Genomic DNA, 13,296 nt, shown 5'->3' with positions numbered 1-13,296 from the left:
GACTTGTCGAAAGCGGAAAGAAGAAGCTCGTCGCTCTAACAGCCGTCATGCGAAAGATCGTCGTCATCCTCAATGCACGCATGAGAGACGAATTCAACGCAATGAGTTGATGACGGCGGTGGGTAGGGCGAAAGTTGTGACCGGTGAGGCCGGCGGGGCGGCAGGCACTCCTGGCCGGCAGATACGATGCAGCAACTGCGGCGAAGACCCGCCGCGCCCAAACGTATGACGCTCGATCCACCGGACGCGACAAGGGCATGACCCCGCCCGCCTCCGCGCCGGGCTCAGATCCAGGGACCCGACACATCGAGTGACAACAAGACACAGTGTTGCGCGGCGCGTGCCTTGATATTCGCTCGGCGCTACTGCTTCACACAGGCGCCAACCAATCGCGCTTCCGGCCGACCCGCTTTCAAGTCCCGCATCATCGGAATGCTCGGGTCGGGCCCGCCCGCCTTTTCCTCATAGGCCTTGCGGTTCATGCTGATTTCGCGACCCGGCCCCGTGTAGATGACCATCTTGGTCTTCCCGATGTAGACCGTGCTGCCCTTGAACCTGCAGAAATATCTCTCGCTTCCGTTGGTGAGATACCATCCGCGAGAGCCGGACTTGCCACGGGTAAAGGTCCCGACCTTGAAGCCCTTTTTCTTGAGCCGCTCGAAGGACGACGCCTCCGCGCTCGGGGTGAATGCGACAAGCCCACCAAGGCCCAGAACAACGGCCAGAACGGCGACGCTCGCGCTTTGAAAACCTCTTTTCATGAAATGCATCTCTCTTGCGTGAACCGTAACGATCAACCCGGCCAAGCTACACGCAGAAGAGGCAGAAATACAACCATGAGGATGTGCTTCGGTGCAATTTCCCCGACCCGTCAGTCCGGCCGCACGCACTCTTCCCTTATCCCGGCCCTGGAGCCGGGATAGGAGAGCTGGAGACGACCGGAGAGGAGACAGAAGCCCCCCTAATCCTCCTCGGCCATGGCGATGAGGCTGGCGTTGCCGCCTGCGGCGGCCGTGTTGATCGAGACCACCTGTTCCAGCGCGAAGCGCGGCAGATAGCCCGGCCCACCCGCCTTCGGCCCCGTGCCGGAGAGGCCGGAGCCGCCGAAGGGCTGGGTGCCGACGACCGCACCGATGGTGTTGCGGTTGACGTAGACATTGCCGACCGACAGCCTGTCGACCACCTGCGCCACCGTGGCGTCGATGCGCGAGTGAACGCCGAGCGTCAGCCCGTAGCCGGTCGCAGCGATCGTTTCCAGCATCTTCGGCAGGTCGGCGGCCTTGTAGCGCACCACATGCAGGATCGGGCCGAAGGTCTCCTTGGTGAGCGCGTCCGGCCTGTCGAGCTCCACGATATGCGGCGCGACCCAGGTGCCTCGTCCCAGCGCGCCCGTCGGCGTCTTGCCGGCGAAGGTCACCTTCTGCTTCGCCCGCATCTCCTCGACATGCGCCATCAGCTTGTCGCGCGCGTCCGCGTCGATCACCGGGCCGATGTCGGTCGCCGGATCCGCCGGATCGCCAAGCGACATTTCCGCCGCCGCGCCCTTCAGCATGGCGAGCTGCTTGTCGGCAACATCCTCCTGCAGATAGAGGAGCCGCAGCGCCGAGCAGCGCTGGCCGGCGGAGCGGAAGGCCGACATCATCACGTCGTCGCAGACCTGCTCGGGAAGCGCCGTCGCATCGACCAGCATGGCGTTGATGCCGCCGGTCTCGGCAATCAGCGGCACAATCGGCCCGCGCTTTTCGGCAAGTGCGCGGTTGATCGCCCAGGCCGTCTCGGTCGAGCCGGTGAAGGCAACGCCGGCGACGCGCGGCTCGGCGACGATGGCAGCACCCAGTTCGCGCCCGCCGGGTGCGAGCAGGAACACGTCTTCCGGAACGCCCGCCTCATAGAGAAGCTTCGCCGCCTCATGGGCGACAAGCGGCGTCTGGTCGGCGGGCTTGGCGATCACCGCGTTGCCGGCAAGAAGTGCCGCCGTCACCTGACCGAGGAAGATCGCCAGCGGGAAGTTCCAGGGCGAGATGCAGACGAAGACGCCGCGCCCGCGGAAGCGGTAGCGGTTTTCCTCGCCCGTGGGTCCGGGCATGAGCACGCCCTCGCCGAAGAGCTTTTCCGCTTCCGCTGCATAGAAGCGGCAGAAATCGACCGCCTCGCGCACTTCCGCCAGCCCGTCGGGCAGGGTCTTGCCGGCCTCGCGCGCCATCAGCGCCATCAGCTTCGCGCTGTCGCGCTCCAGCAGGTCGCCGACCTTCGCAAGCGCCTTGGCGCGCACATCGACCGGCGTGCGCGACCAGTGGGCAAAGCCCTTCTGCGCGACATCGAAGAGCCTGCCGACATCGCCGGCCTGCGCTTCCTGCACCCGTCCGATGGCCGACCCGTCGACGGGCGACACCACGTCGCGCGCCGCGCCGCCTGCCTTTGAGCCGGGATAGCGCGGACGCGCATCCTCGATCTTCGTGGAGGCTGCCGCCATCGCGTCGGTCAGCGCGATACGGTCGGCGGAATAGCCGAACTCGAGCCCCTTCGAATTGTCCCGGCTCTCGCCATAAAGATCCTTCGGCAGCGGGATCTTCGGGTTGCGCGCCCTGGTGCCGCCGGCCAGCAGATCCTGCGGACGCGCGAGCAGCCTGGAGATCGGCACGGCAGAATCGCCCACCGCTGAGACGAAGGAGGAGTTCGCGCCGTTTTCCAGCAGGCGACGCACCAGGTAGGCCAGAAGGTCGCGGTGCCCGCCGACCGGCGCATAGATCCGGCAGGGATGCCCGTCGCGTTCCGTCACGGCCTTGAACAGGCTCTCGCCCATGCCGTGCAGGCGCTGGAACTCGAAGCCGCCCTCGTTGCCGGCCATGGTGATGATCTGGGCCACCGACAGCGCGTTGTGGGTGGCGAACTGCGGATAGAGCCGCGGACGGGCGGCGAGCATCGCCTTGGCACAGGCAAGATAGGAGAGATCCGTCGCGGCCTTGCGGGTGAAGACCGGGAAGTCGTCCAGCCCGCGCTCCTGCGCGCGCTTGATCTCCGTGTCCCAATAGGCGCCCTTGACCAGGCGCACCATGAACTTGCGATCGAGCCGGGTCGCCAGGTCGATCACCCAGTTGACGGTTTCGAGCGCGCGTTTCTGATAGGCCTGGATGGCAAGGCCCAGACCGTCCCAGCCGGCAAGCGAGGGATCGGCGGCAACGGCCGCAAAGACATCGAGCGAGATCTCCAGCCGGTCGGCTTCCTCCGCATCGACGGTGAGGTTGAGATTGTGCTTGCGCGCCGCCTCCGCCAGCTCCAGCAGGCGCGGCGCCAGTTCGTCGCGGGCGCGGGCGCCCTTGACCGCCTCGTAGCGCGGATGCAGGGCGGAGAGCTTCACCGAAATGCCGGGTCGCTCGGGTAGGTCCTTCTTGCCGGCGGCGGCACCGATGGCCTCGATGGCATCGGCATAGGAGCGGAAATAGCGCCCGGCGTCCTCGGCGGTGCGCGCGCCCTCGCCCAGCATGTCGTAGGAATAGCGGTAGCCCTTGGCCTCTTGCGAGCGCGCGCGCGACAGCGCCGCCTTGATGGTCTCGCCGAGCACGAACTGATGGCCGAGCACGCGCATCGCCTGACGGGTGGCGGCCCGCACCGCCGGCATGCCCATGCGCTTGACCAGCGAGGCGAGGATGGTGTTCGGCTTCTCGCCCGGATGAATGAGCTGCGAGGTGACGCCCAGCGCCCAGGAGGAGGCGGAGACAAGCCAGGTGTCGGAGGGCCCGTGTTCGCTCTCGTCGAAACGCGCGGCGGCGAGCTTGTCCTCGATCAGCTTGTCGGCGGTCTTCGCATCCGGCACGCGCAACAGCGCCTCGGCCAGCACCATCAGCGCCAGTCCCTCGCGCGTCGACAGCCCGTATTCGCGCAGGAAATCCTCCACGCCGCCAAGCCCGCCGATGGCCGAGCGGATCGTCTGGATGTAGCCCGAGGCGATGTCGTCGACGCGGGCCTCGTCGCCGCTGTCGAACGCGAGCTGGCCGACGAGCGCGCGCACCACCTTTTCGTCAGCGGGCGCGAAAGCGGCGCGAAACGGCGAAAGCCCGGGGCCGGGCGATGCCACGGGCGCTGGATTAGCGGACTGGCTCATGCTGTTCTCCTCACGCATCCCAAGAGGGTCCGGCGGCAGGCGCGCGCGACGGCGCGGCCGGCCGGACCTGTCTTCATTTTCGTTAGTGTATCGCGGATATCGCCGTTATTCTGATCGAATTGATCGTCAAAAACGGTGGTATTTGCGGTGAAAAACGAAAATTCAGAGGAAATCACGCCGCTTGATCGCACGGATCGGCGCATCCTCGCCGTGCTGCAAAGCGACGGGCGCATCACGACAACCGATCTTGCCGCGAGGGTCAACCTGTCACCCACGGCGACGGCGGAGCGGATGAAACGGCTGGTGCGGGACGGCTATATCCTGCGCTTTTCCGCGGAACTCGATCCGGTGAAGCTCGGCCAGGGGCTCTTGATCTTCCTGCAGGTGAAGCTCGACCGCACCACGCCGGAGGTGTTCGACGCCTTCGCAAACGCGGTGAAGCGCGTGCCGCAGGTGCTCGAATGCCACATGGTCGCCGGCGGCTTCGACTATCTGGTCAAGGCGCGCGTCTCCGACATGGCGTCCTATCGCAAGCTTCTGGCCGATGCGGTGCTCGACCTGCCGGGCGTGCGCGAGACCCATACCTATGCGGTGATGGAGGAGGTGAAGGACACGCATGTGCTGGCGCTCGACTGACGCGGCCGGGCCCGGCCGTGTCTGACGCGCCCGTCACGAAGCCGTGTCTTGACCGTTGCGGCAAGCTCTTGCACCTAACGGGAAAAAGGAAGGACCAACCATGCATCACCGCCCGCCGAACCGACCGTTTCTCCGCACGCTGTTCGCCGCCGCCACGCTCGCGCTTGTTGCAACCGCCCCGGCCCGCGCGCAAACGCCCGATCCGGCGAACTGGAACGCCGTGCTGGAAGCTGCGCGCGGACAGACGGTCTATTTCCACGCCTGGGGTGGCGAGCCGCGCATCAACGCCTTCATCGGCTGGGCCGGCGACACGCTGAAAGAGCGCCACGGCGTCAGCGTGGAACAGGTCAAGGTCAGCGACACGGCCAATGTGGTCAGCCGCATCGTCGCGGAAAAGGCCGCCGGCAAGGAGACGGGCGGCGCGGTCGATCTCGTCTGGATCAACGGCGAGAATTTCGCCTCCCTGAAGCAGGCCGGCCTGCTGATGAGCCCCGGCTGGGCAACGAAACTGCCGAACTGGCCGCTGGTCGACGTCGAGAACAAGCCCGCCGTGCTGACCGATTTCACCGAGCCGACCGAGGGCCTGGAAAGCCCTTGGGGCATGGCCAAGCTCGTCTTCATGCATGACACGGCGATGCTCGCCGACCCGCCGACGACGCTCGACGCGCTTTCCGCCTATCTCGCCGAAAACCCGGGCCGCTTCACCTATCCCCAGCCGCCGAACTTTCACGGCTCGACCTTCCTGAAGCAGGTGCTCGCGACCACCATCGCCGATCCCGACAAGCTGACCCGTCCGGTCGATCCGGCGACCTTCGAGGCGGATGTCGCGCCGCTCTTTGCCTATCTCGACGCGCTGCACCCGAACATGTGGCGCCAGGGCCGCGCCTTTCCGCAGAACCAGCCGGCGATGCGCCAGCTGCTTGCCGATGGCGAGGTCGACATCGCCTTCACCTTCAATCCCTCCGGCGCCTCGGCGGCGATTGCCTCGGGCGAATTGCCCGACACGGTGCGCACCTTCGTGCTCGACGGCGGCACCATCGGCAACGCCCATTTCGTCGCCATCCCCTTCAACGCCTCCGCCAAGGCCGGCGCGCTGGTGCTCGCCAATTTCCTGATCTCGCCGGAGGCACAGGCGCGCAAGCAGGACCCGGACATCTGGGGCGATCCCACCGTGCTTGCGCTCGACAGGCTCGAGAGCGACGACCGCGCCCGCTTCGAGGCGCTCGACCTCGGCATTGCGACCCTCCAGCCGGAAGATCTCGGCCCGGTGATCGACGAGCCGCACGCGAGCTGGATGATGGAGCTGGAACGCGCGTGGACAAAGCGCTACGCGGCGCAGTGACGCGCAAGGCGGCGAGGGCGCGGATCCCATGCTGAAGGCCGCGCCCTTTGTCACGCTGGCGCTGATGCTCGGCCCGGTGATCGCCGGACTAGCGGGTACCCTCCTGCCGGCGGCGGGCTTCGTGCCGCCGCTCGGCGGCACGAAGCTGTCGCTGGCACCGCTTGCCGCCCTCCTCGCCCAGCCGGGACTGTCGACCTCGATCCTGCTCAGCCTGTTCACCGGACTGGCGGCGACGCTCGGCGCCTTCATCATCGTGATGCTGTTCACCGCGGCCTTCGAGGGCACGCGGATGTTTCGCGGCGTGCGGATGCTGCTGTCGCCGCTGCTGTCGGTGCCGCATGCCGCCGCCGCTTTCGGCCTTGCCTTCCTGATCGCGCCCTCGGGCTGGGCGATGCGGCTCGTCTCGCCCTGGGCCACCGGCATGACCCGCCCGCCCGACGTGCTGATCCTCGGCGATCCGCTTGGCCTTGCCATGACCTTCGGGCTGATGGCGAAGGAAATCCCCTTCCTGTTCCTGATGGTGCTCGCCGCTCTCCCCCAGACGAAGTCGCTCGCGGCGCGGCGGGTCGCGACCGGGCTTGGCTACGCCCCGGTCGCCGGATGGCTCAAGGTGGTGCTGCCGCGGGTCTACCCGCAGATCCGCCTGCCCGTCTTCGCGGTGATCGCCTATGCCACCTCGGTGGTCGACGTGGCGCTGATCCTGGGGCCGACAACGCCGGCGCCGCTCGCCGTCAGGCTGGTCTCATGGATGAACGACCCGGACCTCTCCTTCCGCTTCATGGCCTCGGCCGGCGCTCTGCTGCAGCTCGCCATCAGCCTCGGCGCCATCGGTCTGTGGATCGCCGGCGAAAAGCTTGCGATCATTTTCGGTCGGCGCTGGATCGCCGGCGGCGGGCGGCGCGTGGGCGACCGCTGGGTCGCGCTTGCCGCGGGGACCGCGATGACGCTCCTCGTCGGCGCGCTGATGCTCGGCCTTTGCGTCTTGTGCCTGTGGTCCTTCGCCGGACCCTGGCGGTTTCCCGACGCGCTCCCGGCGACCCTGTCGTTCGACACCTGGATAAGGCATCTGGGCGCGACGTCGCATGCCGTCGGCGTGACGCTGGCGATCGCGCTTCCCGTCACCGCCATCGCCACCGTGCTGGCGCTCGCCTGCCTGGAAGGCGAAACCCGCAAGGGCCGTGCGTTGCGCCATCGCACGCTGCCGCTTCTCTATGTGCCGCTGATCGTGCCGCAGATCGCCTTCCTGTTCGGGCTGCAGATCCTGTTCCTGCTCTGCGGCCTGCACGACACGCTGGTCGCGGTGGCGCTCGCCCATCTCGTCTTCGTGTTGCCCTATGTCTTTCTGGCACTGTCAGACCCGTGGCGCGCCATGGATCCGCGCTACGGCCATGTCGCGACCGCGCTCGGTGCCGCCCCCGACCGCGTATTCTGGCGGGTGCGCCTGCCGCTGGCACTGCGCGCGACAGCGACGGCCGCCGCACTCGGGATCGCCGTTTCGGTCGCGCAATATCTGCCGACGCTGCTGATTGGCGGCGGGCGCTTCGCCAGCGTCACCACGGAGGCGGTCGCGCTTGCCGCCGGCGGCAATCGCCGCCTTGTCGCGATCTACGCGCTGCTGCAGATGGCGCTTCCCTTTCTCGCCTTCGCCCTGGCCGCGCTCGTACCGGCCGTCGCCTTCCGCGCACGGCGCGACCTCCAGCCCTCGATATGACGGACGATCTTGCCATGCCCGCCGAGACACAGACCGGCCTGCGCTTCCAGAACGTGCATATCGCGCGCGGGGGAGAACCGCTGATCGCGCTCGACGCCCATGTCGCGCCGGGCGCGGTGCTGACGGTGATGGGACCGTCCGGCGTCGGCAAGTCGACGCTGCTTGCCTATGCCGCCGGCTTCCTCGACCCGGTGTTCCGGGCCTCGGGCGCCGTGCTGGTCGACGGGACGGATGTCACCCGGCTTGCCGCGCACGAGCGTCACATGGGGCTTTTGTTCCAGGACGCGCTGCTGTTTCCCCATCTGTCCGTCGGCGGGAATCTCGCCTTCGCCCTGCCGCCCGGCTTGCGCGGGCGCGCGGCACGCCGCGCCGCCATCGCCGAGGCGCTCAGTGAGGTCGGGCTTGCCGGGCTGGAGGACCGCGATCCGGCGACGCTTTCCGGCGGGCAGAAGGCCCGCGTCGCCCTGATGCGGTTGCTGGTCAGCGCGCCGCGCGCGCTGCTTCTGGACGAGCCCTTCTCCAAGCTCGACACGGCCCTTCGCGACCAGATCCGGGAGCTGGTGTTCGCCATGGCGCGCGCCCGCGGCCTGCCGGTGCTACTCGTCACCCATGACGCGGCCGATGCGGCCGCCGCCGGCGGCGCGATCATCGAGGTGGCGCCGGCCTGATCAGGGCGCGGCTCCTGCCTGCGCGCCTGTCAGGGCGCCGTTTCTGCCTGCGCGCCTGTCAGGGCGCCGTTTCTGCCTGCGCGCCTCTCAGGGCGCGGTGTCCGCTGCGGCGGCCTGCAGCAGGCCGTAGCGCTCGATGCCGATCTGCTCGATCAGCTGCAGCTGGGTTTCCAGATAGTCGATGTGCCCCTCCTCGTCGCCGAGCAGCTCCTCGAACAGGCGCAGCGTCACATAGTCGGACGCCGTCTTGCAGATCTCGCGGGCCTCCCGGTAGAGCGCGCGGGCGGAATATTCGCCGGCGAGATCGGCCTCCATCACTTCCTTCAGCGACTGGCCGATGCGCAAGGGATCAAGGCTTTGCATGTTGGGAAAGCCTTCCAGGAACAGGATGCGCTCCACCAGCTTGTCGGCGTGCTGCATTTCCTCGATCGATTCCATGCGCTCCTTGGCGGCAAGCTTCGCATAACCCCAGTCCTCCAGCAGCCGGTAATGCAGCCAGTACTGGTTGACCGCCGTCAGTTCGTGACGCAGCGCCTTGTTCAGATAGTCGATGACCTTTTCGTCACCCTTCATCGGAGTTCTCCCTGTTGCCACCCGCCGCCTTGCGGTCCTCGGGCGCCTCCTCATGGATGATCGGTATGATCGACGTGAAGCAGCCGCCACAGCGCGGGCGTTTGCCGAGCGCGCGGAACACGGCACCGGGCGTTGCGATCACACCATTGGGACCGCTTTGCAGCTCGCGCGCGGCGCGGCGCAGCTCCTTGTCGGTCAGCACATTGCAGGAACACACAATCACACAGGTTTTCCGTCCGTCTGAGGCCTGGGCCGGTTTTCCCCTCGTCAAGCGCACCGTCCCAGCCTACATATGGAAGCCGGTGGCCGGAAGCAAATGCAACCCGCCTCCGCCGAACCCGAAAGGCCGCTACATGACATCGCCAGACGACCGAAAAACGCTCGTTCTCACCGGCGCGAGCCGGGGTATCGGCCATGCCACGGTGAAGCGCTTTTCCGCGGAAGGGTGGCGCGTCATCACCTGCTCGCGCCATGCGTTTTCCGACAAGTGCCCCTGGCCGTCGGGCCCCGAAGACCACATCCAGGTCGATCTCTCCGACCCGGAAAACCTCGGTGTGGCGATCGCGGAAATCCAGAAGCGGCTGGTCGTCGGCGGATCCCGCCTGCATGCGCTCGTCAACAACGCGGGCATCAGCCCCAAGGAAGACGACGGCGGGCGGATGAATTCGCTGACAACGCCGATGCACGCTTGGCGCACGGTGTTCCAGGTAAACTTCTTCGCGCCGATCCTGCTGGCACGCGGTCTGTTCAAGGAGCTGGCGAACGCCAAGGGCGCGGTGGTGAACGTCACCTCGATTGCCGGCATCCGCGTGCATCCCTTCGCCGGCACCGCCTATGCCACCTCCAAGGCGGCACTTGCCAGCCTGACGCGGGAAATGGCCGCCGACTTCGGACCGCACGGCATCCGGGTCAACGCGATCTCGCCGGGCGAGATCGACACCTCGATCCTGTCGCCGGGAACCGAGGACATGATCGGCGACATTCCGCTGCGGCGCCTCGGGCTGCCGCAGGAGGTCGCGGAGACGATCTTCTTTCTCTGTTCCACCCAGTCGTCCTACGTGACGGGAGCAGAAGTGCACGTCAACGGCGGCCAGCACGTCTGAGGCCGACTGCCGTGCACGCCTTTCGGAGCAGATGGCGCGCTATACGCGGCGGCAATCCGCTCACAGACCCCGCAGGCGAGTCGTTTCAGCCACCTGAGGTTTTATCCTTCATAAAATAACAATCCTCTGATTGCAGAGATTGAGAAAACGGGTCAGTTTTGACGCGTCGCAGCGCGATTTTAGGGAATAATTACGGGTTTCGGAGTTTCCTTTGCGGCAATCGACCGCGGCACACGCATGCATCGGTCATCCCGGAATGACGGAAGCGGCACCCGACTGCCGGCTTCGCTGCGAAAAGGCTCCAGAAGGTCCATCATGAATCTGAAAATCGGACACCGTCTCGGTGCGCTCGTTCTTCTCTTTGCGCTTGGAATCGCCGCCCTGCTCGCGGTTCAGGTTTCAGGCTACCACACCCGGCTCGTTGAAGACCGCAAGGCGGAGCTGACCCACATTGTGGAGGCCGCCACGTCGATGGTCGCCCACGAATATGCGCTTGCGCAGTCCGGCGCCAAGACCGAGGAACAGGCCAAGCGGGACGCTTCTGAAATGCTGCGGGCGCTGCGATATGGCGGCAACGAGTATTTCTGGATCAACGACATGCAGCACGTCATGCTGATGCATCCGTTCTCGGCGAAGCTGGAAGGCAAGAACCTCGAAACACTGGAAGACAAGGACGGCACCCGTTTCTTCGCCGAGTTCGTCAAGCTTGCCAAGACGGAAGGCTCCGGTCTGGTCGAATACCACTGGCCGAAGCCGGGGTCGGAAGAGCCCGTCCGGAAGTTCTCCTACATCAAGGGGTTTGAACCCTGGGGCTGGGTGATCGGTACCGGCGTCTACGTCGATGACCTCGACGCGATCTTCTACGGCGAGCTTCTGCGCCTGTCGGGCATCGTGCTCGTCATCCTCGCTCTTTGCGGCGGCATCTGCATGTTGCTGGTGCGCTCCATCACCCGGCCGATCAACGCACTCGGGGTCCGCATGCGCTCCCTGCGCGACGGCGACACCGACACCGACGTGCCCGGCGTGGAACGCGGCGACGAGATCGGCGACATGGCCCAGGCGCTTGAAGCGTTCCGCGAAGCGGCGATCGAACGCGAGGTCCTGAGCGCGAACCAGTCGCGCGCCCAGGCAACCGAGATCGAGCGTCAACAACGCATCGAGGCCATGATCGGCGACTTCCGCGTCGTGATCGCCGGCCTCCTGGAGGAGGCGGAGCAGACGAACGCAACCTTCGGCAGTGCCGCCGAAACACTGTCCCACTCCGCATCCGCAAGCGCCGAGCGCACCACCAACGCCTCCACGACATCGCAAAGCGCCTCGGAGAACGTGCAGTCCGTGGCAAGCGCGGCGGAAGAGCTCGCCGCCTCGATCTCGGAGATCTCGCGCCAGGTCGGCCAGACCACCCAGGTGGTCACCGATGCCACGGTCAACGCCCAGGACGCCAACGCCAAGGTCGCCGGTCTTGCCGAGGCCGCCAACAAGATCGGCGAGGTCGTCACCCTGATCCAAGCGATCGCCGAACAGACCAACCTCTTGGCGCTGAACGCGACCATCGAGGCCGCACGTGCGGGAGAAGCCGGCAAGGGCTTCGCGGTCGTGGCGGCGGAAGTGAAGGAACTGGCGACCCAGACCTCCAAGGCGACCGAAGAAATCGGCGCGCAGATCGGCGCCATCCAGGGCTCGACCGGCGAGGCCGTCGAGGTGATCGGCGTGATCGCGCGCACGATGGAAGACGTGAACGGCTATACGGCCGCCATCGCCGCCGCGGTCGAGCAGCAGGGCTCCGCCACCGGAGAGATCTCGCGCAACGTCCAGCATGCCGCAGAAGGCACCCGCGCCGTTGCCGTCGATCTCGACGGTCTTCTGTCGACCGCGCAGCAGTCGCGCGAAAGCGCGGAGGATGTGCTTGAGGCCTCGCGCAAGGTGACGCAGACCTCCCACAGGCTGAAGAGCGAATTCGAGGCCTTCCTCGCCAAGGTTGCGGCGGCCTGATCCTCCCAACCCCTTGAAACGCCCTGAAAAGCGCGCCCGGATCCGGGTGCGCTTTTTTCTTGCCGCAGCGGCAGATGCATAAGAGCCGGTTTACCTATTGCAGGTAGCATCTCCTTTCCAGTCAGGAAACGAACTCGTTAGACTTTTAGGAGACGACCGGTCATGGCTCTGTTTTCACGTCTGAATCTGGTTTCGATCGTGTCCCTTGCGGCTGCGGTCATGATCGTTGCCGCTCTTGGTACCGTCGGATTGGTAATGCACCTCGTTCTGTCCGAACGCATCCAGGCGGACGCCGTGTCCCGGCAAAACACCAGCTTGCGCGTCGCCGCCACCGTGGTGGAGAAGGACATGCCCGGCACGGAAATCTCCTGGGCGCAGGACGGAAACGTCTCCCGCGTGGTGATGGAGACCATTCCCGACGAAATCACCGATCACAGCATGATCGACGAGATCGGCCGGATGACCGGCGAGACCGTCACCGTCTTCAAGTGGGACCCGGAAACCAAGGACTTCTGGCGCAAGACCACCAATATCATCAAGCCGGACGGCTCGCGGGCGGTCGGCACGAAGCTCGGCCAGACCGGCGCCGTCTATCCCGTCGTCACCAAGGGCGAGACCTTCCGCGGCGAGGCCGTCATTCTCGGAACCCCCTATTTCACCATCTACGCGCCGATCTACTCTCCGGCCGGCGACATCACCGGCATCCTCTATGCCGGCGTGCGCAAGGCGGAAATCACCGCGCTGATGAACACCGTCACCAACAAGCTGCTGATCGCCTTCGTGCCGATCCTGCTGGTCGCCGTCGGTGCGATGGCGCTTCTGACCCGCCGGCTGCTGCGTCCGATCCCGCAGATTGCACAGGCCGCGCGGAACATCGCGGATGAAGCGCACGATGTGGAGGTGCCCTTCACCGAGCGCCGGGACGAGATCGGCGCGATCGCCAAGGCGGTCGAGGTGTTCAGGCAGCGCGCGATCGAGCGTCAGGCGCTTGAGTCCGAACGCGACGTCTCCGAAACCCAGACCCGCGAACGCCAGGCGCGCACGCAGGAACTGATCGCCGGCTTCCGCGGCACGGTGCAGCATCTGATCGGCACGGTCAGCGAAACCGCCGTTGGGCTCGACCAGACGGCGCGCGAGCTGAGCGCCTCGGCCCAGGACAGCGCGGAACG

At 66.4% G+C, this 13,296-nt stretch carries 11 protein-coding genes and 1 pseudogene; 8 read left to right on the top strand and 4 right to left on the bottom strand.

From position 1 onward, the window contains the following. Positions 1-110, top strand: a pseudogene (locus tag LC092_RS20770) (IS110 family transposase); the annotation flags it as partial. A 252-nt stretch (positions 111-362) separates the two neighbouring features. Here LC092_RS20770 and LC092_RS20765 read toward each other — a convergent pair. Both LC092_RS20765 and putA read right to left on the bottom strand, forming a co-directional pair. Then, a complete protein-coding gene (locus LC092_RS20765) occupies positions 363-761 on the bottom strand; it encodes a hypothetical protein (RefSeq protein WP_224809618.1) in 399 nt (132 codons plus the stop codon). A gap of 200 nt (positions 762-961) precedes the next feature. Continuing rightward, positions 962-4,102, bottom strand: coding sequence for a bifunctional proline dehydrogenase/L-glutamate gamma-semialdehyde dehydrogenase PutA (putA, locus tag LC092_RS20760; RefSeq protein ID WP_224809617.1), 3,141 nt, complete (start codon positions 4,100-4,102; stop codon positions 962-964). Between the two features lie 147 nt (positions 4,103-4,249). Here putA and LC092_RS20755 point away from each other — a divergent pair, with 147 nt between their 5' ends. From LC092_RS20755 to LC092_RS20740, 4 genes are all read left to right on the top strand, one after another. Then, a complete protein-coding gene (locus tag LC092_RS20755; RefSeq protein ID WP_224809616.1) occupies positions 4,250-4,738 on the top strand; it encodes an Lrp/AsnC ligand binding domain-containing protein in 489 nt (162 codons plus the stop codon). Positions 4,739-4,838: 100 nt separating this feature from the next. Further along, a complete protein-coding gene (locus tag LC092_RS20750) occupies positions 4,839-6,080 on the top strand; it encodes an ABC transporter substrate-binding protein (RefSeq protein ID WP_224809614.1) in 1,242 nt (413 codons plus the stop codon). Positions 6,081-6,108: 28 nt separating this feature from the next. Beyond that, a complete protein-coding gene (locus LC092_RS20745) occupies positions 6,109-7,791 on the top strand; it encodes an ABC transporter permease (RefSeq protein WP_224809612.1) in 1,683 nt (560 codons plus the stop codon). Beyond that, complete coding sequence (locus LC092_RS20740; RefSeq protein ID WP_412103630.1) at positions 7,788-8,459, top strand: ATP-binding cassette domain-containing protein; 672 nt, start codon at positions 7,788-7,790, stop codon at positions 8,457-8,459. The genes LC092_RS20745 and LC092_RS20740 overlap by 4 nt, the downstream gene beginning before the upstream one ends. Positions 8,460-8,546: 87 nt before the next feature. Here the strand turns inward: LC092_RS20740 and bfr are convergent, their stop codons facing one another. Then, positions 8,547-9,032 carry a bacterioferritin gene (bfr, locus tag LC092_RS20735; RefSeq protein WP_224809607.1) on the bottom strand — a complete coding sequence of 162 codons (486 nt, stop codon included), beginning with the start codon at positions 9,030-9,032 and terminating at the stop codon, positions 8,547-8,549. Continuing rightward, positions 9,022-9,249 carry a bacterioferritin-associated ferredoxin gene (locus LC092_RS20730; protein WP_224809619.1) on the bottom strand — a complete coding sequence of 76 codons (228 nt, stop codon included), beginning with the start codon at positions 9,247-9,249 and terminating at the stop codon, positions 9,022-9,024. The genes bfr and LC092_RS20730 overlap by 11 nt, the downstream gene beginning before the upstream one ends. Before the next feature lie 136 nt (positions 9,250-9,385). Here LC092_RS20730 and LC092_RS20725 point away from each other — a divergent pair, with 136 nt between their 5' ends. From LC092_RS20725 to LC092_RS20715, 3 genes are all read left to right on the top strand, one after another. Next, positions 9,386-10,135 carry an SDR family NAD(P)-dependent oxidoreductase gene (locus LC092_RS20725; protein WP_224809605.1) on the top strand — a complete coding sequence of 250 codons (750 nt, stop codon included), beginning with the start codon at positions 9,386-9,388 and terminating at the stop codon, positions 10,133-10,135. Between the two features lie 315 nt (positions 10,136-10,450). Next, entirely contained in the window at positions 10,451-12,127 is a 1,677-nt protein-coding gene (locus LC092_RS20720; protein WP_224809603.1) for a methyl-accepting chemotaxis protein, read from the top strand. Positions 12,128-12,289: 162 nt separating this feature from the next. Beyond that, positions 12,290-13,296, top strand: a 1,007-nt coding sequence (locus LC092_RS20715) for a Cache 3/Cache 2 fusion domain-containing protein (protein ID WP_224809601.1), incomplete at its 3' end; no start/stop codon positions are given.

It is taken from the genome of Stappia stellulata, from assembly GCF_020176715.1.
In the GTDB taxonomy this organism is placed as follows: Bacteria; Pseudomonadota; Alphaproteobacteria; order Rhizobiales; family Stappiaceae; genus Stappia.
This window is presented reverse-complemented; position numbering and strand designations above follow the sequence as displayed.